At 55.1% G+C, this 22,210-nt stretch carries 18 protein-coding genes and 1 pseudogene; 9 read left to right on the forward strand and 10 right to left on the reverse strand.

The annotated features are described in order from the left end of the window. Positions 1-4: 4 nt before the first annotated feature. From H6F46_RS03570 to H6F46_RS03580, 3 genes are all read left to right on the forward strand, one after another. Positions 5-667: a TVP38/TMEM64 family protein gene (locus H6F46_RS03570; protein ID WP_190353571.1), complete on the forward strand. Its 663-nt coding sequence runs from the start codon at positions 5-7 to the stop codon at positions 665-667. A gap of 183 nt (positions 668-850) precedes the next feature. Next, positions 851-1,981 carry a glycosyltransferase gene (locus H6F46_RS03575; RefSeq protein WP_190353681.1) on the forward strand — a complete coding sequence of 377 codons (1,131 nt, stop codon included), beginning with the start codon at positions 851-853 and terminating at the stop codon, positions 1,979-1,981. Between the two features lie 62 nt (positions 1,982-2,043). After that, entirely contained in the window at positions 2,044-2,931 is an 888-nt protein-coding gene (locus H6F46_RS03580; protein ID WP_190353572.1) for an S-methyl-5'-thioadenosine phosphorylase, read from the forward strand. 147 nt (positions 2,932-3,078) lie between these two features. Here the strand turns inward: H6F46_RS03580 and H6F46_RS03585 are convergent, their stop codons facing one another. Beyond that, complete coding sequence (locus H6F46_RS03585; protein ID WP_099533857.1) at positions 3,079-3,981, reverse strand: pentapeptide repeat-containing protein; 903 nt, start codon at positions 3,979-3,981, stop codon at positions 3,079-3,081. A 273-nt stretch (positions 3,982-4,254) separates the two neighbouring features. Here H6F46_RS03585 and H6F46_RS03590 point away from each other — a divergent pair, with 273 nt between their 5' ends. Both H6F46_RS03590 and H6F46_RS03595 read left to right on the forward strand, forming a co-directional pair. Beyond that, a complete protein-coding gene (locus H6F46_RS03590; protein WP_190353573.1) occupies positions 4,255-4,416 on the forward strand; it encodes a hypothetical protein in 162 nt (53 codons plus the stop codon). 375 nt (positions 4,417-4,791) lie between these two features. Continuing rightward, a complete protein-coding gene (locus tag H6F46_RS03595) occupies positions 4,792-6,336 on the forward strand; it encodes an ammonium transporter (protein WP_190353574.1) in 1,545 nt (514 codons plus the stop codon). Between the two features lie 230 nt (positions 6,337-6,566). Here the strand turns inward: H6F46_RS03595 and H6F46_RS03600 are convergent, their stop codons facing one another. Next, positions 6,567-6,704, reverse strand: coding sequence for a hypothetical protein (locus H6F46_RS03600; protein WP_190404976.1), 138 nt, complete (start codon positions 6,702-6,704; stop codon positions 6,567-6,569). A gap of 62 nt (positions 6,705-6,766) precedes the next feature. Here H6F46_RS03600 and H6F46_RS03605 point away from each other — a divergent pair, with 62 nt between their 5' ends. Then, positions 6,767-7,807 carry a GDSL-type esterase/lipase family protein gene (locus H6F46_RS03605; RefSeq protein ID WP_190404977.1) on the forward strand — a complete coding sequence of 347 codons (1,041 nt, stop codon included), beginning with the start codon at positions 6,767-6,769 and terminating at the stop codon, positions 7,805-7,807. A gap of 79 nt (positions 7,808-7,886) precedes the next feature. Continuing rightward, a complete protein-coding gene (locus H6F46_RS03610) occupies positions 7,887-8,612 on the forward strand; it encodes a carbonic anhydrase (RefSeq protein ID WP_099533861.1) in 726 nt (241 codons plus the stop codon). A 210-nt stretch (positions 8,613-8,822) separates the two neighbouring features. Here H6F46_RS03610 and amt read toward each other — a convergent pair whose 3' ends face one another. Beyond that, complete coding sequence (gene amt, locus H6F46_RS03615) at positions 8,823-12,659, reverse strand: ammonium transporter (RefSeq protein WP_190353576.1); 3,837 nt, start codon at positions 12,657-12,659, stop codon at positions 8,823-8,825. A 525-nt stretch (positions 12,660-13,184) separates the two neighbouring features. Between amt and H6F46_RS03620 the strand changes: the two genes are divergently transcribed. Further along, entirely contained in the window at positions 13,185-13,811 is a 627-nt protein-coding gene (locus H6F46_RS03620; protein WP_190353577.1) for a precorrin-8X methylmutase, read from the forward strand. Beyond that, positions 13,808-14,509 carry a precorrin-2 C(20)-methyltransferase gene (gene cobI / locus H6F46_RS03625; protein ID WP_190353682.1) on the forward strand — a complete coding sequence of 234 codons (702 nt, stop codon included), beginning with the start codon at positions 13,808-13,810 and terminating at the stop codon, positions 14,507-14,509. The genes H6F46_RS03620 and cobI overlap by 4 nt, the downstream gene beginning before the upstream one ends. 249 nt (positions 14,510-14,758) lie before the next feature. Here cobI and H6F46_RS03630 read toward each other — a convergent pair. The 7 genes and pseudogenes from H6F46_RS03630 to H6F46_RS03660 all read right to left on the reverse strand — a co-directional run. Continuing rightward, positions 14,759-15,478, reverse strand: a pseudogene (locus tag H6F46_RS03630) (TylF/MycF/NovP-related O-methyltransferase); the annotation flags it as partial. An 8-nt stretch (positions 15,479-15,486) separates the two neighbouring features. Next, positions 15,487-16,941 (reverse strand): dihydrolipoyl dehydrogenase, encoded by a 1,455-nt coding sequence (gene lpdA / locus H6F46_RS03635; protein ID WP_347278272.1) that lies wholly within the window; start codon positions 16,939-16,941, stop codon positions 15,487-15,489. Positions 16,942-17,078: 137 nt separating this feature from the next. Continuing rightward, on the reverse strand, positions 17,079-17,603 hold the full coding sequence (locus H6F46_RS03640) for a DUF1993 domain-containing protein (protein ID WP_190353579.1): 525 nt from the start codon (positions 17,601-17,603) through the stop codon (positions 17,079-17,081). 261 nt (positions 17,604-17,864) lie between these two features. After that, positions 17,865-19,658 carry an ATP-dependent endonuclease gene (locus tag H6F46_RS03645; RefSeq protein ID WP_190353580.1) on the reverse strand — a complete coding sequence of 598 codons (1,794 nt, stop codon included), beginning with the start codon at positions 19,656-19,658 and terminating at the stop codon, positions 17,865-17,867. A 124-nt stretch (positions 19,659-19,782) separates the two neighbouring features. Continuing rightward, positions 19,783-20,556: a precorrin-6A reductase gene (gene cobK, locus H6F46_RS03650; protein ID WP_347278273.1), complete on the reverse strand. Its 774-nt coding sequence runs from the start codon at positions 20,554-20,556 to the stop codon at positions 19,783-19,785. Between the two features lie 201 nt (positions 20,557-20,757). Next, positions 20,758-21,039: an IS1 family transposase gene (locus H6F46_RS19750; protein WP_099533871.1), complete on the reverse strand. Its 282-nt coding sequence runs from the start codon at positions 21,037-21,039 to the stop codon at positions 20,758-20,760. Positions 21,040-21,160: 121 nt separating this feature from the next. After that, on the reverse strand, positions 21,161-22,036 hold the full coding sequence (locus tag H6F46_RS03660) for an Rpn family recombination-promoting nuclease/putative transposase (RefSeq protein ID WP_190353581.1): 876 nt from the start codon (positions 22,034-22,036) through the stop codon (positions 21,161-21,163). Positions 22,037-22,210 lie beyond the last annotated feature (174 nt).

Here is a 22,210-nt window from a genome sequence, read left to right on the forward strand (position 1 = left end):
CCCCATGAAGCCCCCTAAAAAACGTTGGATTGTGCTGCTACTGTTCTTCTGCCTCGGGGCGATCGGGGCAATGTTTTACAGCTTGGGAATGATTGATGTGGAACGGCTGCGCATGCAAATTGGGGGCACAGGTTGGCTCGCACCATTGGTTTATATGGTGGTCTATCTTGCCGTCACCATGCTGATGCTACCCTCAACGGCTTTAAACCTTTTGGGTGGCGCATTATTCGGCTCAATTTGGGGCACAATTTGGACGAGTTTAGCCGCTATTTTGGCCGCGATCGCCTCCTTTTATCTCAGTCGTTGGCTAGCCCGGCCCGCCTTTGAGCGCCGCCTCGCCGATCGCTGGCAAGAAATGGATCAAGAAATTCGTCGCCACGGCTTTGCTTATATGTTTGCCGTGCGTTTGCTGCCAATTTTGCCCTACGGTTTAGCCAACTACACGGCGGGTTTAACCTCCGTGCGCTTTCGGGATTATTTAATTGCCACCGTGGCGGGCACCGGCCCCGGCGTATTTTTATTTGTGCAATTGGGCAGTTCTGGCACCGATGCCATTAGTCGAGGGCAATTTTTGCCCCTGAGTTTGACCCTCGGGGCGATCGGGCTGCTGATCATTGGAGCCACTTGGTATAGCCATCGGTTGGCGCGCTTGGCGGGGCGCGAATAATGCCGCCGGGGCCGATCGATCCCCCCCAAGCGGTATCCTGAGGCAAATATCGGCGGGAATAGGCTGAAACCATCGCCTAGTCTAGGCTTGGCATTAACCGAGCCTTAATCTACATCGGGCGATCGCCCGTCTTGCGCCGCTAGCCTCTTGCTCCTTTTGTCCCTGTTGCCCCGCACGGAACCTATGCGAATTGCGCTGTTTACCGAAACCTTTTTGCCCAAAATCGATGGGATCGTGACCCGTCTGCGCCACACGATCGATCACCTGCAAAAAATGGGCGATGAGGTACTAATTGTCACGCCCGATTTGGGGTTAAAGGACTACAACGGCTCAAAAGTTTTCGGGGTTTCGGGGTTTCCACTGCCGCAATATCCTGAGCTAAAAATTGCCCTACCACGCCCGGCAATTGGTCGCGAATTGGATCATTTTCGCCCCGATTTAATCCACGTGGTTAACCCGGCCGTCGTCGGTTTGGGCGGCATTTATTACGCCAAAACTCGTCAATTACCCCTCGTTGCTTCCTATCACACGCACCTGCCCCAATACCTACAACATTACGGCTTGGGAATGCTAGAAGGCTTGCTCTGGGAATTGCTAAAAACTGCCCACAATCTCGCAGAAATTAACCTTTGTACTTCCACCGCCATGGTGCAGCAACTGAGCGACCACGGCATTGAGCGCACCGCCCTTTGGCAGCGCGGCGTAGATACGGACAGCTTCACGCCCGATCGCGCCACCACCGAAATGCGCGACTTCCTCAGCCAAGGCCACCCGGACGCGCCCCTGTTGATCTACATCGGTCGCCTGTCCGCCGAAAAGGAGGTCGATCGCATCCGGCCCGTGCTCGAATCGATTCCCGGCGCGCGGCTCGCCCTCGTAGGTGACGGCCCCTACCGCGCCGAGCTAGAGGAATTTTTCGCGGGAACCAACACCCACTTCGTCGGCTACCTGCGCGGTCTGGAGCTGGCCGCCGCCTATGCCAGCGCCGATGCGTTCATCTTCCCCTCGCGCACGGAAACCCTCGGGTTGGTGTTGCTGGAAGCAATGGCGGCCGGCTGTCCCGTGGTGGCGGCCAACGCGGGCGGTATTCCCGATATCGTCACCGACGGCGTAAACGGCTTCCTGTTTGACCCCACCGATGAGCAAGGGGCTGTCACAGCGACCCAACGCCTGTTTGCCGACCCCAGCCAGCGGGCTGATCTGCGATCGGCTGCCCGAGCTGAGGCCGAACGCTGGGGCTGGGCCGCCGCCACCCGCCAACTGAAGGACTATTACTACGGAATCTTGAGCATGAGTCAGCGACAGGCGGCTTAGGCTGAAATGGCCAGCCCAATTCGGGCGATCGACCCTACTGGTTTATGGAGCACCTCTCAACAATGACGGACTCAACGGGCGACACAATCACCATTGGCATTCTGGGCGGCAGCGGTCTCTATCGGATGGAGGCGCTGCAAAATCCCCAAGAACAGCGGATTGAAACCCCCTTCGGCCCCACCTCCGACGCAATCATCACCGGAACCTTGGACGGTGTGCCCGTGGCCTTTCTGGCCCGCCATGGCCGCCACCATCACCTGCTGCCCACGGAAGTGCCCTACCGCGCCAACATCTGGGCCCTCAAAACCTTGGGCGTGCGCTATCTCCTGTCCGTGTCGGCGGTGGGATCGTTGCAAATGGCGGCTAAGCCTCTGGATATCGTGTTGCCGGATCAGTTCATCGATCGCACCCGTAACCGGGTTTCCACCTTTTTTGGCGATGGCTTAGTGGCCCATATTGCCTTTGGCGATCCCATTTGTGCAGCCTTGTCGGGCTTGGTGGCTGAGGCGATCGACTCCCTGGCCCTGTCGGAGGTGACGTTGCATCGCGGCGGAACCTATCTCTGCATGGAAGGGCCAGCTTTCTCCACGCGGGCCGAATCCCAGCTCTATCAAAGTTGGGGAGCCACCGTCATTGGCATGACCAACTTACCGGAAGCCAAGCTGGCCCGAGAAGCGGAAATCGCCTACTGCACGATCGCCCTGGTCACCGACTATGACTGTTGGCACCCCGGTCACGACAGCGTGACCACCGAGATGGTGATTGGGAACTTGCATCGCAATGCCGACAACGCCCGATCGATCATCCGAGAAACAGTCCGCCGCTTAGGGGCCCAACCGCCCGAGTCGATCGCCCATCAGTCCCTGGCCGGTGCGCTGCTCACCCCCCTCGACAAAGTGCCCACCGCCACGCTCGATCGGCTCGCCCCCCTGTTGGCTCCCTATCGTTAAACGCAGCACCCACTGAGCAAATGAGCAAAAGACCCAGGGCCTTTAGGCTCTGGAGTTCAGGGACGGGAGGCTAAACAACCGGCACAACCCAGCACTGGCGGGCCAATTCCCCTGATCGATCGGCTGAATGGGGTAATCCACGGCTTGTTAGTAATGGGCTTGGCCATCCGGGCCGATCGCCCCCGTCCAAACCACCGCCCGGGTGTTGGCCTGGGACAAATCCGCATCAATCAACACCGCCCCCCGCAGCACAGCACTGCTGAAATTCGTCCATTGCAAGCGAGCCTGGAACAAATTGGCATCGCTCAAATCCGCTTGGCGCAACGTTGACCAACTGAGATTGGTTTCCCGCAAATTTCCCTTCAGCAGTTTGGCCGCCGTGAAATCCGCCCCGATCGCCTTGGCTCGCCGCAGGTCGCAACTGGACAAGTCCGCCGCCAAAAACACCGTGCTACTGGCATAAACCTCCAGCAACATCGCCCCCACCAACACCGAATCTGAAAAATTGGCCTTGGTCAAATTGGCCCGCGTGAGGTTCGCCTTGGTCAAATTGGCTTCCGTGAGCTTGGCGTGGTGCAACGTGGCCTCTCGCATGTTGGCCCCTTCCAAGTTGGCCTGATGCAAATCCGCTTCACTGAGATTGGACTCGATCAACACCGCTTCCCGCAAATTCGCCCCGACCAACTTGGTGGCCCGCATCGAGCAACCGGACAAATTCGCCTGATCGCCCAAATCCACGCCGCTCAAGTCCGCCCCAATGCAGTTCGCATTCACCAAATTGGCTCCCCGCAACGACGCATCCCGCAACTTCACCTCGCGGAGATTAATCCCACGCCATTGCACATGATTCGCCTCCACGCTCAGTAAACGCGCTTCCCGCAGGTTTCCTTCTTCCAAATTGGAGCCGGACAACTTGGCCCCTGATAAATCCGCCCCCTGGAGCGAAATACCGGGCAATAGGGCCCCACTGAGATCCGCCGATGACAAATCAACGCGGTCAAAATCTCGCTCTCCGGCTGCGTAGCGTTCGAGCAATTCGCTAACTTCCATGGGGGAGCCTCATCACGGACTTCAATGCTGCTGTCTGGGGGATATGAACAATCCACATTTCAATCGTCCTCAAAATCCCCCGTAGGACTGGGGCAGAGATTTCAACACCAGCTCAGCAATTCAGCAGTTCTAGCAATTTCACAGAGCCATTCAAAACTAATTCACACCCTTGGACTTCAACCCCAGCAACTTGGCCAATCAAGGACAGGGCCAACCAGCGACATGGCGAAATGACTAGGCGATCGGGATTTTGTTTGGGCTGCGATCGTAACCATGCTGATTTTACACCTCGGCTTAGGGTCGCTCCTGACAGGACGGGGCTTGCACCCCCAACGGCCGCCAACGATATGGCCAGTCCTGCCCGATCGCATCACCCATCTTCAGCTTTTTGTCCCGGTGAATCTACCCACAGCCCAGAACGATCAGTATCGCTAGATACAGAACGATACTCGACAAAATTGATGCAATTGCCTGTGTTTAAAGCAAGTCCACGTCGATCGACAATTGCTGCGCCAAGAGACTGTCTTGGATTGCAGTCTAGCTCTCATTGAGTCCCTGTCAAACCCTGGGGCAAACCACTCCCAAAGGCGATGCATCTACAAAAGGCGGCCAGTCCGATCGTGTCAGCCTGTGGAGCAAATGAAGCCAACTTCGCCGCGATGGAGCAGGAAGCTTCCTGATTGCCGCATTCGTGAGCGAATCGCAGCAATTGTTAGTGAAGGAGTGATGGTCTTAGTTTTAACCAGTCAGCAACCGCCCTGTCTCTGAACCATCCATATCAACATCAACCCCTATAGGAACCGTTAGTCTATGGCTAGGCTCAAGTTCTCGGGTCGCCGTAAGGGGCATTCGCGCTCCCTTAACGAGGGCACCGATCGATCCATTGACCAGATCCTGAGTGCCGGGCGATCGTTCTTTCACGACGTATTCGGTCGCCGCACCTCCCTCGGTTGGTTAGCCTGCATTCCTTTGGCCGCCGTGATTGTGGCCACCTGGAACCTGGCTGCCCATGCCGCTGAACCCATCAAGCCCGAAGACGTTCAGGGCCTGCTGAACATGACCTGGGTTCTCGTGGGAGCCATCCTCGTGATCTTCATGAACGCGGGCTTCTGCATGTTGGAAACGGGCTTCTGTCGTCAGAAGAACGCCGTTAACGTTCTGACCAAGAACCTGATTGTATTTGCCCTGGCCACCTTAGCATTCTGGGCTTTGGGCTATGGCTTCATGTTTGCCCAAGGCAATAACGTGATTGGCACGACGGGCTTCTTCCTGTCAGGAACGCCCGAAACCTACGGCATTGAAGCAACGGGGCTGCCGGTCTCGCTGCACTTCCTCTTCCAAGTTGCCTTTGCGGGCACCGCCGCCACGATCGTGTCCGGTGCGGTGGCTGAGCGGGTGAAGTTCGTGGACTTCTTGATCTTTAGCTTGCTGCTGGTTGGGGTGTCCTACGCCATCACAGGCCGTTGGATTTGGAGTGGCACGGGCGGTTGGTTGTTCAACATGGGCTTCCGCGACTTCGCTGGTTCAACGGCGGTACACTCCGTCGGTGGTTGGGCAGCGCTGATGGGTGCTTCGATTCTGGGGCCCCGGATGGGTAAGTATGACAACGGCCAACCCCGCGCCATCCCTGGCCACAACATGAGCATTGCCACGTTGGGCTGCTTGATTCTGTGGGTTTGCTGGTTTGGGTTTAACGGGGCTTCGACCCTGGCGGTGAATGCAGCAGTGCCTTACATCGCTGTGACCACCAACTTGGCCGCCGCAGCGGGTGGCGTAACCGCCACGTTCACATCCTGGTGGCTGTCGGGCAAGCCGGATCTGTCGATGGTGATCAACGGCATCCTGGCTGGCTTGGTGGGCATCACGGCGGGTTGCAACGTGGTTGACTACACCGGTTCTGTGTTGATTGGTGGCATTGCCGGGATTCTGGTGGTGCTGTCGGTGGGCTTCTTTGACTCGGTGCTGAAGGTCGATGACCCGGTGGGTGCTACTTCGGTGCACTTGGTTTGCGGTGTTTGGGGCACGCTGGCGGTCGGCCTGTTCAGCATTGGTAAGGATGCAACGGGTGCGGATGCGGCTGGCTTGGGCCTGTTCTATGGTGGTGGTTTGACCCAGTTGGGTGTTCAATTCCTGGGTGTTGCCATTGCTGGTGGGGTGACAGTGTTACTGTCCACCATCTTCTGGTATGCCCTGAATGCCTTTGGTGGCATTCGGGTTTCGCCCGAGGAAGAAGCCATTGGCCTCGATATCGGCGAGCACGGGATGGAAGCCTACAGTGGCTTTGTGAAGGACAACACCTCGATCGGCCCCACGGGTACGGCGGCAATGGGTGTTTCGGATCAAACCGCATCCTAGGGAAAAGCCTCGGTACTGGGGCGAGGTCGGGTAACGATGCTTTTCTATCGTTTCGACGACCTTAGCTGTTAGCCGAGTTCGGATGCGACTGATTACCACAGGTGTTCAATGACACAGGAGGGGGCGATCGCCCTCTTTTGTGTTTAGGGATGTTTTTTTTGCGGCCAAAGTTCGCTAGAGTTCTTAGTGAATTGGTCTTTTGGCGATGGATGCAAGGTCAACGGAGCCAGTTAGGGCCGGTTGGCTTGCACCGAGGCAGGGTCACCACAACGTTTCAGGGCAAATCGTGTTTTCTCGATCGCGTGCTCGACGAACAGGAATTTTTGGCCGCTCGATTGGCTGGTCACGCCGATCGAGTGGTTTCTCACCGTCTAAGCCCCGCGCTCCTTGGTGGGTCAAATGGTCTCTATGGGGCAATGGATTGTTAGCAGTGGCCTTTTTGGTGGTCGTCACGGGCCTAGACCGTGCGGCGGCCAAGGCCATTGCCCAAGCGATTGACCAGATTCAGCAAACCCAAGAGTCTTTGGAGCGATCGCCCACCAGGGCCGTGGCAGCCACGGTGGCCACTCCGAAGCGATCGCCCGTCGCGGCCACCAGTTATGAAGGATGGGTGGCTCGGCGGCGGCAGGAGGCCAATGCGATGGCCCTGCGACGGCCCGCCCGGTTGGCGGTGTTGGTGGGCGATTCCTTAACTCTGGCCTTTCCGTCCCGTCTGTTGCCGGCGGGAACCACTTGGCTAAATCAGGGCATCTCTGGGGATACGACCCGGTTGTTGTTGCAGCGATTGGATGGGTTGGCGCGTCTGCAACCGGAGGTGATTTTTGTGGCGATCGGGATTAATGACCTGATGCAAGGGGTCAGTGATGACACGATCGTGGAAAATCACCGGGCCATCACCCAAGAATTGCGCCGGGCCCACCCCAATTCGCGGATTGTGTTGCAAAGCCTGTTTCCCCATCGCGGGGCTAGCTCCACTTGGGAAGGTCGGGCCCGCTTGCGCCAGGCCACACTCGATCGAATCAAGCGCATTAACCGCCGGTTGAACCAGGTGGCCCGGGATGAACGGGTGGGCTTCTTGGATTTGTTTCCGATGTTCACCGATCCGCAGGGCAATCTGCACCCAGATCTCACTACTGACGGCCTGCACCTGAGCGATCGGGGCTATTTGGTTTGGCGTGCGGCCCTCGATTCTTTCTTACAACTGTCGCGATCGGGAGCGGCGGGGTTAACCGTCGCACCGCGACCCACCGAGGAAAACCGGGCCGGGGCCCAGCGCTTGACCGATTCCGACAACCGGAGCGTGGCAACTCCAAGCGATCGCCCTTCCCCCACGCCCAAGGCCTCACCGGCCGATCGCAAACCGTCCAGCAGCAGCGCTGCGCCCGCCAATCGTCCAGCGGAGTCGCCCGATCGGGCCCGCAGCACCAACCGGCGCGAAGCACCCGCCACCACCGACGACCAGCGCCCCTAAGGCCGTAAGATATTCACCAACTCACCAGCTAGACGGGCAACGACCAGGCCACGGGTCACCAGGCCATGCACAGAACGCCATGCACAAATTGATTAAAGGCTTGCGGCAGTTTCAGCAAGATTACTTCGCTTCCCATCAAAAGCTGTTTGAAGAGCTGGCCCATGGGCAAAAACCGCGCGTTCTCTTCATCTCTTGTTCTGACTCCCGCGTTGACCCGGAACTGATTACCCAATCGGATCCTGGCGAAATTTTCGTGATCCGCAATGCCGGTAACATCATTCCCCCCTATGGCGCGGCCAATGGCGGTGAAGGAGCGACGATCGAGTATGCGATCGAAGCCTTGGGGGTGAGTGAAATTGTGGTTTGCGGCCATTCCCACTGCGGAGCCATGAAAGGCCTGCTGAAGATCAAAGAGCTGGAAGACAAAATGCCCTTGGTCAGCCGCTGGCTGGAACATGCGGAAGCAACGCGCCAGGTGGTTTTGCAAAACTACAGCCCCTGTAGTGGTGAAGATTTGCTGGAAATTGCGGTGGCCGAAAACGTGCTCACCCAAATTGACAACCTGCGCACCTATCCCTGTGTGCGAGCCAAGCTGAACCAGGGCAGCTTGCGACTCCATGCTTGGGTTTATGAAATTGAAACAGGGCGAATTTATGCCTACGACCCCCAAACCCAGGAATATGTGGAGCCGGAAAGTGCCTGGAATCGGCCCACGCCGACCCTGACCTTGCCCCAGCGCCAAGCCCAAGCCTGTGCCTGGTTGCCGCCGGAGCAGTCAGAGCGAATCTATCGCGGCGCACGCTAGGGCCCGCTGTCAAATCGCCCGCAACCCTGATTCCACCGTGACAAAATCGTGAGGGGCAAGGGGCTTCAGCCCCTCGTTACGACGATCGGGGCGTGAACAATCAACCGTTTTCGCTTGATTCCAGGAGCTGCCGACAGGCCGCTCAGCTTCCCGGCACGACGATCGGGGCGAGGTAATGATCGAGCGAATGATTCTCGATCGAGCGATTCCCTAATCCGTAGTGGGCAGGGCCGCATGAACCGATCGCTCTAAATAGATTTGAGCCACCCGATCGCCCGGGAATTGCCGCAAACATTCCTCAAAACAAACGGCCGCCGACTTGAACTCTTGACGGTGATAGAGCCAAGTGCCTTCCTCAAAATGGGCCATGGTGGAGAGTTTTTGGTCGCGGATGGGGGACGGATCGCCATCGATCGCCTCAAACACCGCCACGGGCCGAGATTTACCTGTCACCTGTAACCGATCGATAAACCGCAGGTGATAGCGCGTTGGATCCTCCATCTGGGCGATCGTGTGGTGGGAAATCAGGATGCTGCTTTGGTAGCGCTTGGTCAGGGTTTCCAACCGGGCCGCCAAGTTAACCGCGTCACTGATGGCAGTCCCATCCATCCGATTTTTACCGCCCACTGTTCCCAATCGCATTTGGCCAGTGTTGATGCCAATGCCAATTTCGATCGGCACTTCGCCCGCCTGTTGTCGTTCGCGGTTAAAGACTTCCAAATTTCGCCGCATTTCGATCGCGGAGGCCACCGCGTCATCGGCCGATTCCGGAAACAGCGCCATCACCGCATCGCCAATGAATTTGTCAATGAAGCCGCCATTTTGCTGAATCGCCGGTTCCATGTGGGCCAAATAGCGGTTAATGAACCGGAAGCTCTCGGCCGGTAAAAGGTTTTCCGTGATCGTGGTGAACGATCGAATGTCGGAAAACAAAACCGACATCTGCCGTTCCACTTGGTCGCCCAGTTCCACCTCCAAAATGCTCTGTTTATTCAGCAAACGCAGGAACTCGTGGGGCACAAACCGCCCGTAGGCAATATTGATGTGGGACAGTTGCAGATGGGTTTTCAGACGAGCCAGCAATTCCTTCTTGGAAACGGGTTTCGTGAGGTAGTCATTGGCTCCGGAGTCGAGACCTTGCACCAAGTCTTCCACCTGGTTTTTGGCCGTGAGCATCAAAATCGGCAGCTTGTGGGCGGGATAGCGCGATCGCAACTGCTGGGTCAGCTCATAGCCGGTCATTTTCGGCATCATCACATCCACCAACACCACATCGGGCTGAAACCCTTGCTCCAAAACAGCCAGGGCAGCGGGGCCGTTGTCGGCGGTCACGATTTCATACTCCTCCTGGGACAGGAAATTTTCCAGCACCTGAAGATTCACCGGCTCATCATCCACCATCAGGATTTTGAACCGTTGATTGGGTTGGGTGCGGGCGGCGCTGGCCTTGGCCAAGAGCTGTTCCGTGTCCCGCTGGCTGAGGGCTTCTAGGAGACGATCGCCCTCCACGGTGGCCGGAGCCAGGGTAATCGGTTCCGGTGAGATCGGGGCTTCGGGAGCCGGTTTGGGATTGGTGGGGGCAGACTTGCGCAACATCATGGGCGATCGCCGGAAGCTGGGCATTTCGTAGGTGAGGGCTGGCGCTTCCAGGGCCACCGGCAAGGTCAGCGTGAAGATGGATCCCACTTCGGGACGGGACTCCACCCAAATTTTGCCCCCATGCAGTTCCACCAGTTGCCGCACAATGGCCAACCCCAACCCCGTGCCGCCATATTCCCGCGCCGTGGAGCGATCGGCCTGTTCAAAGGATTCAAAAATGCGCTCGATCGCCTCTGAGGGAATACCAATGCCCGTATCACTGACAGAAATGGCCAGCCACTTTTGGGCAACCGTTTCCGGAGGCGACTCGGAAGGATGCCCCCGCTCCAACTGCTCAGATTCTGCCGGATCCAATCCGGGGCGATCGAACAGAGCACCCTGCCCGATCGCGCTTGAGGGCATCACCACCCCCGTTAATTGATCCAATTGTTGACCCAATTGCTGATCCCCCAATTGAGGATCTAGGGAGTTGGCAGGATCGACAGAAGGCGGCTGATGCAACTGATGCAACAGTTCCGCGTCCGGTTGCCAACGGCGAGCATGAACAATCACCTCACCGCTTTGGGTGAACTTGAGCGCATTGCTAACCAGGTTGTGCAAAATCTGTTGCAGCCGGTTGAAGTCCGCCAACACGGGCGGCAGAGCCAAATCAATGGCATTCACCAGCGCCAAGCCCTTACGTTCCGCTTGGTCGTAGTGCAGTTGCAACACCTGTTCCACCACCACAGCCAAGGTGCAAGGGCGCAGGGCCAGGTCAATCGTCTGGTGTTGCAGTTTGGAAAAGTCCAGCAGATCGTTCACCAAATTGGCCAACCGATGGCCACTGGCGGCGATCGTGTCCAGGTTTGACCGTTCCCGATCGCTCAATCCTCCCCGATCGTCATCCAGCATCGCCTCCGCCAAGCCAATGATGCCGTTGAGGGGCGTGCGCAGTTCATGGGACGTATTTGCCAGCAAATCATCCTTCAGGCGGTTCAGGCGCTGGAGTTCCTGGTTGGCGGTTTCCAACTCCGCCGTCCGTTGCTGCACCTGGGCTTCCAGGCTCGCATTCAGGGACTCCAGCGCCTGGGACTTTTCCTGCAAGGCATCCATCACCTGGTTGTAGCGCTCGGCAATGTAGCCCACCTCCGTGAACGGATCCACCGGCACTCGCAAGTGCAAATCTCCCTGGCGAGCATGGTGATCCATCACCTCAAATAGGTCATAGACCTCCGTTTTCACCTGGTGCTCCGCCACGTTCAGGCCCATCTGTTCTTCCGCAAGGGAAACCCGCAGGGGATGCAGGCGATCGACCCAACGCAGCAACCCGTAGGACAACCCAAAAGACCAGAGGGCGCAAACTCCAATGCCCAACAGTTGCACGGCAATTTGTTGGGGGCGCTCCAAACCGCCCGGCATTTGGCTCAAATCCCCAAATAACCCCACACAGAGCGTGCCCCAGGCCCCGGCTCCCGCATGGATGGGCACGGCTCCCACCGCGTCATCGATTTGGCGGCGATCGAGCCACCATTCCACCACCAACGCCACGGCGGCCCCGGTGAACCCCACCACCAGGGCGATCGGGGTCGTAATCACATTGCAGCAGGCCGTCACGGCCACCATGCCCGCGAGGGAACTGTTGATCAGGCATTCCACATCCGGCCGGTGGCGATAGTACCAACCCAGGGCCCCGCCGCCCAGCATCCCCGCCACACCCCCAATCACCGTATGCACCAGCACCGCCGGGACATGTTCATTGAGGGCCAGGGTGCTGCCGCCATTGAACCCCAACCAGCCCAGCCACAGCATCATGGCCCCAAGCATGGAAAAGGGCAGATTCGACCCGCTGATTTTGTGCTGCCGGGTGGCTTCGTCATAGCGCCCCCAGCGCGGCCCCACCACCAACAGCGTCGCCAGGGCAATCCAGCCCCCCACGCTATGCACCACTGTGGAACCCGCAAAGTCATAGAACCCGAGCGATCGTAACCAGCCCACCCCCTGGCCGGCAGGACTTGCGCCCACAATTTCCATTCCCTTCCAAGCCCAATGGCCAAACAGGGGATAGATCAATCCTGAACAAAGGAAACAAACGATTAGATAAGACGAAAACCGCATTCGTTCCGCCACCGCACCGGAAATAATGGTGGTGGAAGTGCCACAAAACATTAATTGAAAAATTAAAAAAGCCGCCAGCTGAGGCTGCGATTCCACCGATAGGGCAAAGTAGTCATGGCCCATCCAACCCCACCAAGAGGGGCCAAACATCACCCCAAATCCAAACAACCAGTAGAGCAGTGCCGAAATGCCAAAATCTGATAGGTTTTTGGCCGCCACATTAATGCTGTTTTTCGATCGGGTCATGCCCGATTCCAAACACATAAAACCAGGCTGCATCAGAAACACGAGTCCCGAGCACCCCAGCAACCAAGCCACATCGCGCATATTCAGCCAATTGAGATGAGCAGCCACAGGATCCCTACTCCAACATGGGGAGCATTTACCGTTCGTTGCATCTTTTCTTCAATAATTTTTAGCAACTGCTTCAGTCTAATCAGAAGTCTCCAGTGGGGGGCAGATTGGACTTGCCCGATCAAACCCCACAATCAACCCAAAGGCATGGATTAATCTCAGTCCGCATTGGGTTTTATTGCTTTTGCTGATCTTCTCACTGCCAAGGGAATTACGGAATCAATGTCCTATTTTAGGTATTAATTAATACATTTAAAAGGATTACCGAGAACCGCTTCAATCATCCGAATCTATCCTCTTTTGGACTGGTCTTGAATCGGTGGCCGCAGGCCATTGCCCATGGAGTTACCCAAGGACTGCTGACCCAGAATTCAGCAGTTGCCGGATCCACGATCGAATTCGCCTGATATTCTGAACAAGCTGACTGGCTGAGTCTTGGGCCCATTCAACCCCATCCATCGGCTCAGGAAACCATCCCCTTGGGTCAGTCTTAACCTGTTTTTGCGCTGTTGAGATCGCCCTGCTTTGCAATACCTGCGCGATGGTCAAGCCATTTATGAACAGTCCTTCGCCACGATTCGGGCGGAGGTGGATTTGGCACAATTGCCCACGGATTTGCAGCCGGTGGCGGTGCGGCTGATCCATGCTTGCGGGATGACGGATTTGGTGACGGATTTACAGGCCACGGCCAGTGCAGCGACGATCGGCCGATCGGCCCTGGCGGCCGGCGCGCCGATCCTTTGTGATGCGCAAATGGTGGTGCAGGGCATCATCCGCGATCGCTTGCCGGCCACGAATCCGGTGATCTGCACCCTGGGCGATCCAGCAGTGCGGCCGTTGGCCGAGCAAATTGGCAACACCCGATCGGCGGCGGCGGTGGAACTGTGGCGGCCCCATTTGGCGGGGGCCGTGGTGGCGATCGGGAATGCGCCCACGGCCTTGTTTCACCTGCTGGAATTGCTGGATGCGGGTTGGCCAAAACCAGCGCTGATTTTGGGCTTCCCGGTGGGATTTGTGGGAGCGGCGGAGTCGAAGGCGGAATTGGCGGCCAATTCGTGCGGTGTGCCGTTTATCACGCTGCATGGACGGCGGGGCGGCAGCGCGATCGCGGCGGCGGCGGTAAATGCCCTGGCGAAGGAGCTGGAAGCGTGACGGGCAAGCTCTACGGCCTGGGCGTGGGGCCGGGCGACCCGGAATTGCTGACCCTGAAGGCGCACCGAATTCTCACGACCGTGCCGGTGGTGGCCTATCCGGCGGCGGCCGATGGCGGCTCGGTGGCACGGGCGATCGTGGCGGCATTCTTGCAACCGACGCAAATCGAAGTCCCGATCGTCCTGCCCTTCAGCCCTCAGGAGTCGGCGGCGGCGGGCTACGATCGCGGCGCGGCAGAAATCGCAGCTCACCTGGCAGCGGGGCGCGATGTGGCGGTGCTCTGCGAGGGGGAACCGATGCTCTACGGTTCGCTCATGTATTTGCTAAATCGACTGGGCGATCGCTTCCCCACAGAGCTAGTACCGGGCATTTCCTCAACCCTGGCGGCGGCGGATATGGCCCAAGTGCCCCTAACCTATCGGCAAGATGTGCTGACGATTTTGCCGGCCACGCTCGATCGCCCGACCCTGCGAGATCGCCTGGCCCAAACTGATGCGGCGGTGATTATCAAGCTGGGGCGGCATTTTGGGAAGGTGCGATCGGTGCTCGATGAGTTGGGGCTAACGGGGCGATCGATCTACATCGAACGGGCAACCCTACCGCAGCAACAAATCCGGGCGATCGACCAGGTAGACCCGGCCGCCGTGCCCTACTGGTCGCTGATTCTGATTCCCAGCCGCAGCGACCCGGGAGCTTAGGGCATCTTTTCCTACGCCTACCACTCCAGACAAGGGGCTTAGGACATGTCATCCAATGCGATTGAGCGGCGTTGAAATGGCTAATTTTCCCAGTTCAACCACCCTAGACAAGGGGCTTAAGCCCCTTGCCCCCTCACGACCAAACGACGCAAACATCAGGACTTCGGGGATTTATTGACAGCCCCTAGGCTAAAAAATCACCATGGTTGCCGCAGGTGCAACGGCCGCTGTCCCCGGTGCTGGGGGTCGATCGGGCGGGCGAATCAGCAACCCTTGGCCCGTCGGCAACGAGGCGATCGCCACCTGTTTTTGGCGGGCAAAGTCATCCATTCCCAATTTTTGCGGGCGATAGCCGTTGTAGGCGTAGTCATCCAGCAAAATCACCGCTCCCGGCACGAGTCGCGGCCAGAGAAACTCCAGGGCCGCCACTTCCGGCGGTGAGCAGTTCAGGTCAATATGCACAAAGGCGATCGCCCCAGAATCAATCTGCGGCAAGGTTTCCGGGATCGATCCCTCAATGATTTTGGCTTTGGGCCATTCACTGAAGTTGCGGCGCACGGACTCCACACCACTGACGTAAAAGCCGTTGTCGAGTAGCTCGCGGTTTTTGTCGAGGATGCCGCCGGCCCGTTCGCGATCGGACACGTACTTGGGATCTAGCCCCTGGAACGTGTCGAGCAAATAGAAGGTGCGATCGCCCCGGTTCCAATCCAGGTAATTCATAATCGCCGAACTGAGGAAGCCGTGATTCACGCCGCATTCCACAAAGTCCCCCGGCAGTTGGGCCGCCGTGGCCGCCGCCCACAGACCCACATGGACGCGCCAATGCCATTGGTAATCCCAGCCCACGGCCTGCACGCCGCGCGCGTAGGCCCTTTGGAAGGCGGGATCGTCCATGAACTCGTGGTTGTGGACGCTGCGGAGACCGTCGCGATCGTAGACGACTTCCCCCAGTTCAGGATTATGCATGGCTCGCTCTAGACCTCAGCCAGTTCCCGTTCAGCGCGCTTGTAGGCTTCGTCGATCACTTCCGAAAGGGTCGGGTGAGCGTGCACCACAAAGGCCAGATTCTTCACGGAGTCGCGCTGGGCGATCGCCGTGGCCACCTCTTGGATCAAGTCCGAAGCGTGAATGCCAAAGATATGCGCGCCCAACACTTCGCCCGTATCCTTGCGGAAAATCACCTTGGCCAGGCCGTCGCCTTCGCCCTCAGCGATCGCCTTGGAGTTGCCCTTGAAGTAGGTGCGAGTCGTACCGACACTGAAGCCTTCCGCCTCGCCCAGTTCCTTGGCTTGGGGTTCCGTCAAACCGACGAAGCTAATTTCGGGGTGGGTGAAGGCGGCGGCGGGAATGCTGCGGTAGTCAACTTCCCGATCGCGCCCGCAGATGTTTTCCACGACGACCACGCCCTGGGCCGAAGCCGCGTGGGCCAGCATCATTTGCCCCGTCGCGTCCCCGATCGCCCAGAGGTGCGGCACCGGTTCGCCATCCTTCAGCACCTGCATCTTGCCGTTGACGGGAATGAAACCGGGTCGGTTAGTTTCCACACCCACGTTCTCCAAACCAATATTGGCCGTGGCGGGGCGACGACCCGTAGCCACCAAGCAAGCATCGACTTCCAACACGTCCACCACTTCCTTGGTTTTTGCGTCGGTTAGTTCGATCGTGACCGGCGCGCCGGGGGTGATCTTGGTGGCAAACACGCCGGTATAGGTTTCGATGTCGCGCTGATCGATCAGCGTCCGCTTGGCCACCTTGGCAATGTCCGGATCAAAACCGGGCATCAGTTGATCGAGGGCTTCGATCATCGTCACTTCCGCGCCCAGGGCCGTGTACACATCGGAGAATTCCAAGCCGATGTAGCCGCTGCCGATGATCGCCACCCATTGGGGCACGGATTCCAGCCGCACCGCTTCATCGCTGGTGAACACCGTTTTGCCATCCAGCTCGATTCCCGGCGGCACAAAGGGCACAGACCCGGTGGAAATCAAAATATTGCGGGCGCTGATCGTTTTGGTGATCGTGCGGTTGCCGTCGGCGGTGTTCACTTCCACCTTTTGGGGAGCCAGCAGCTTGCCCCAACCCTGGATGATGTCCACACCGATTCGCTTCAGGCTGTTGGTCAGGTCGCCTTGGATTTTGCCCACCAGGTTGGTGGCGTGGTCGGCGATCGCCTGGCGATCGAACTGCACGCCGCCCACTTGAATCCCCATGGCTTTGAGGTGTGCGGCATTGCGAAGATCGCGCACCCGGCCGGAAGCCGCCAGCAATGCCTTGGAAGGAATGCAACCCCGGTTAACGCAGGTGCCGCCCATTTCGGCTGCTTCCACGATCGCCGTTTTCAGGCCACAGGCGACGGCGTGCAGTGCTGCACCATGGCCGCCGACTCCGGCTCCGAGGATCAACAAGTCGTAGTCGAATTCTTGAGTCACGCCCGCCTCCTGGGTTTGGATTGCTCTCAAAGTCCCCATTGTCCGGCGAAAGGGGCGATCGGGCAATTGCCACCCGGCCACCAAGCCGCCCCGGCTCGCTCAGTCTCGCCGTTAGCATCCAGTGGATTGGTCGATCGCTAGCAACTGGGATCCCGTTTCACAAAGGGCACGAGGTGCATCATAAAATCTCGCTTCCCAATTGCAGCACCAGCCATCCGCAAAATGCCATAGGTTGTAGTTAGGTGAAAGTAGAAATTCGGCATCAAAAAATCATCCACATAGGCTAATCCTGGCAGCTCCAACGATAGGCCTTCTCCTAGGTCAATGCGATGAATTTCTGAGAGTTTGGCATCTCCGGCGTTAATCTGACTCAGCAACTCTCGGGTGGAGGTGATGTAATCCCGAGCAGTTTCCAAGGTGGTCACTTCGGGGTTCAAGTTGCTGGCGGGTTGGTCAGCACACCAAAGGGCAAAGTTACGCGGCTGGTTACAGGTAAAGGCGATTTGTGTGCCAAAGGGCAGCATGTCGGGCGCAAGCCGAAGCTGAAAGAGGGCAGCCCGATCGGTGACAAAGTGAGAATCGGCAATATCCAGCAAATGGCTCAAGGTTTCTAGGCGAGATTCAAAAATCGCCCGAAATCGCTTAATTCTGATGTTTTCCATGATGTTTGCAGCAATAGAGCGAAAGACCCCAAACCTGAGCAGCCACAGATAAGGCGCTCTTTCAAAACAATATTAACTGTAAATTTCAGTTTCCATCGTGGCAGTAATAGCCTGTAGGATCCAAGTTGCCTATCCACAATCCATAACCCAAGCGATGCGATCGTATTCAGGGAAAAGGTAATGATTGCTTTTGAAATGAATAGCGCCTCTCCTAAAGAGCAATGAACATTGCCCTCTCTACCAAGTCTATATAGACACGGACTATGAAAAGTCTTCATAATTGGAAATTCGTTTGAGAAAATCAAAGACAGCAGGATATTTTTCATATCCTGATCGCAATTTTTCTACTAGTTGTCTATCAGCATCACAAATTGATTGCTTAAAGATTTTAGAAAATTGTTGCTTCATGCTAGAACCAGAAAACTTTATTCGAGTCTCAGGATCAACATCATTAACCAAATCTTCTGCAACAGTTAGAATTCCTTTAGCAATGAAATATTGGTTTTTTTGACAGAGTTTTTGAATGGCATCTTGCTGATTTTTACTCGATATTTTCTTTTTTTTCATTTTATTGAGTTGCTTTTCCAAAATATAAAAGAATACTTCGGGATAAAGAAAGTCTTCTATTGAGTTTTGAGGCTTGCCCTCAGCAGGTATCACACCAAGAAAGGTTGGTATAAAGTCAACTGTCAAATTTATATTGGGGAAGTTTGATTTTTTTCTTTCAATTTCGGCTTTAACTTCTCTCCCTTTGTTATCATTATCTAAAATAAGCCTTACATAACCTTTAAATTCTTGACACTGATACTGGCTGTCAAAAAATCTAATCTTTTCTTCTGCATTATCAGCACCACTTAGATAAAAAAATTCTGGCTTTGGCAGTTGGAAATACTCCAGGAGGTTTTCAAGATAAACCTGATCAGTCTCACCTTCGACAAGCACAGTATAGGAAGGGAGTAAGTTAATATCTTGATTATCTAGTCCGAGATATTCTCGAATTCTTCTAGATCCTTCAGTTTGATTTAAATCAATATTAATTGTTTCAAAGACTGTAAACTCTCTATCTTGTTTTCTACGGTATGACACTTCCGAGGATTTGATATCAATTAAAAATAAATTGCTGGTATTACGAGGGCTGATGAAAGTAGGTGAATGAGTGGTTATGAAGACCTGGCATGAAAGATCAGAAGATAAATCTCGCAAATCCTGATTTAATTTCTTTTGAAATGCAGGATGAAGGTAGACATCGGGTTCATCAATCACTAGAATCGATGATCGATTAGTAGTTTTTTCTATAATTCTTCGACATAGCAATATATATGCAAGCCTTTGCAATCCAGATCCCTTACCTTCTAAATGACGACTCGCATTTTTGCCATCACTGATATAGAATTCAATATCTTCTGTAATCAGGTCTCTGACTTTCTGTAGGTTATTCTTGATGGAAAAGGCAACACCCCAGCTCTCGCTGTAATTTTTAAATAGAGAGTTGATATCTTTTTGTAGTATGCCAAGAATTTCTTCTAATCCTTCGTAGTAGCGCTCTAGTACATCCTTTAGTTCTCTTTTTGAGCCTGAAAATCTTGTGTTAGCGTATTCAACATTGTATACGTCATCAATTAAATTTTTAATCAATTCTGGGAACGAAACATTAATAGAAGGTACATACAAGAAGTTGATGTTCTTTAAGAACTCTTCTGTAGATCCCAAAAAGCTATTGGCTTTTTCAGGCACTAATCCATTGGCATCAAATTTTCGCTCGATTTTAATTCTCCTTTCTCCATATAAGAACTCAATTTCTATAACAGGGTGAACCGCATCTTGAGAACCTCCACTTCCCTTTTTTAGATGATAAGGAGCATCAATTCTTGATTCGTAGTTGCTAGGATTAAAGAATAGATTAATCGCTCTGAGTATATTGGTTTTACCAGAGTTGTTTGCGCCGCATATAACTATTGGTGATTTTAGATCGTTAACAGTCAGCGTTATTTCTTTGATAGATCTAAAACGCTTAATAGTTATTTTATTAATGGAAATTCTTTCTCTGTTTTTCATAAACAGCTTAAACAATCGAGAATCTTTAGGTACTTCAGTTGTTGAGAAAGTGGTTTTGAATTGTGAGTACAGAAGAGAAAAATTTGTTCACTTGCTGAGTATACTCTATTTTCTAAGTTAATGGCTAGGGATTGATCGCCCGATGGGCAAACGCCACCACCTCATCAATTTGATCAGTTTGCGCGGGATAGACAATCGAAGGGCGATCGATCACCAGCAACTGCACGCCTAATTCCCTTGCCAACGCTTGTTTGAGATCCAGCCCCCCTGCTGCCCCGGCTGCTTTGGTAACAACCACTTCGATCGCCCGATTTTGCCAGTCGGCTCGCTCTTGGGCCGGATCCACCGGCAGGCGCTGGCCAATCACCTCTGAGCGATCGAACCCGAGGGCGATCGCCTGGGCCACGGACTCCGGCAACACCCGCACCCACAAAGCCGCCACCCGATCGCGCCAGGGCAAAATCTGCGGCAAGGCCTTCACCCCCAAAGTGAACAACACCAGCCGATCGCGCAGGAATCGATCGCACAATGCGGCGGCTAGATTGGGCAATCGCAGGGCTGGCGGCTCCAGGGGAATGGCGGGCCGCTCAAATCGCAGATAGGGAATTGATCGAAGGGCGGCGGCGGCGATCGCCTGCTGGGAAATTTCCGTGGCGAAGGGGTGGGATGCGTCGATGATGCCCCGGATGGCGAGATCGGCTAGCCAGGGCATGAGGTCAGCAGGAGCAAACGCGCCCGATCGCACCACGCCGTTTAAGCCGTCATAGAGCCGAGCGGCCGCCGGGTTCACCACCGTGGCAATCCAGGGCAAACCAGCGCGATCGAGGACTTGGGCAAGGGTGCGGCTATCGCTGGTTCCGCCAATTAACCACAACATCAAGGGGCCAGAGCCTGCCACTCAGGGAAACGAAAAATTCAGTAGTGCCTGTGAAGTAATGATGAGTCATCAAGCGATCGACAAGGGGCATTGCGGTGATCAATCAATTGCTAGCTTGCTGCTTCGTGACGGGAAAAAGACAGGGTTCGCCAAACCAAACGATAGATCCGCTAACGCAATGCATGACTCAAATGCATGACGCAATTGTTGCTAGGTAATTGATCAATCTGGTTTCTTGGCCCGCAGAGTGCGACCACCTGCAACCGCCACATAGGATTCAATCCAAGATTCAGAAACCTGCGCGACTCGCGCAATGGCTGCTTGGGAAAGGCGCTCTAGGAGCAGACGATCAATGAGCGCAATCTGCTCAGGCGTGACTCGTTTCTGAGTGGGGTGCTCAATGAACTGTCGGCCACAGGCTTTGCATTTGAAGCGTTGCTTGCCGTTGTGGATGCGACCATTTTTGACCGTGTGGCTGGATTGGCATTGAGGGCAAGCAGGCATGAACTGAAGTCATAGATTACTGCTGCCAGGTTAGCATCATTACTCCACAGGCACTCCCCCTGCGACTGATGAAATCTAATACAACACCATTGTGACTATAAAACTTTGGTAGACGTGAGTTTTAGGGGTTTAGCGAATCATCAGTCCTGAGTTGGGCGATCGCTTCCAAATCAAGACCCGTGGTGCGACTAATCGCTTCATCATCCAAAACACCCAATAACTGTCGGGCGATCGCCCGTTGCGCCGCCAGTTTTCCTTGCTCGATACCCTGGCTGAGAGCCTTTTTAATGGAATTACGCTGATCCTGAATGAAAATTTCCTGATGCTCTAGCTCATCAAGCTCTTGAGCATTCAGGTTGGCTTGGTTCGCGATCGCAAAAGCTTTTTGAATCTCCGGAACCGCTTCCATGCTGGGTGGCACAGACTCCAGCTTTCGGGCAGCTTTCAAAAAATACAACCACTTATCCATCAAGGTTTCTAGATCCGGAAGTTCCTTCTGGAATTTGGGTAATTCAATAAATACCAGCTCAATATCATAGATTGATGAATAATCAGTCAGATAGGTTCTCTCTTTGAGAACGAAGCGCGAAATGAGTTGATCCAGCTCAGGAAACATCTCAAAATCAACGATCGTGAGCGCAATCACCGGTTGCAGATCCGTATAACCATCCCCGATCGCTAGTTGGTTACTATAAGTTTTAGCAGCGTTGTAGAGAATGCGTTTTTGGAAACCTTCGACATTTAAGACCTGCATTTCAATGATCACCGTCTCGGTTTGGCCGTGACTGTCGATGATCGTGGCTTTAATGTCGAGATAGGTATCTTTGAAACCACGGATTCGTGGTCTAAAAGGCGGATCGCGAATTTCCAGATCGCGAATGGTGGAATTTTCCTCATACAAAACCGCATTCAGAAAGCTAATTAAAATATCCTGGCTCTGTTCGGAACCAAAGATTTTTTTGAAAGCATAATCAGTTTTAGGATTGATAAAGCGCATAGTTCTTCTGGATAGCAGTAGGGATGCTACGTGATCGCCAGTCAAGCTATTGCCATCATAGCGATTGTTGATGCGATTCTTGGGTTAGCAAAACATCAAACCCGTTGAGCGCGATCGCCCCCAATTCACCAAAAATGAACAGGGCGATCGCTTTGTCCCAGTCGATCGCCCCTG

The organism is Limnothrix sp. FACHB-1083 (assembly GCF_014696485.1).
In the GTDB taxonomy this organism is placed as follows: domain Bacteria; phylum Cyanobacteriota; class Cyanobacteriia; order CACIAM-69d; family CACIAM-69d; genus CACIAM-69d.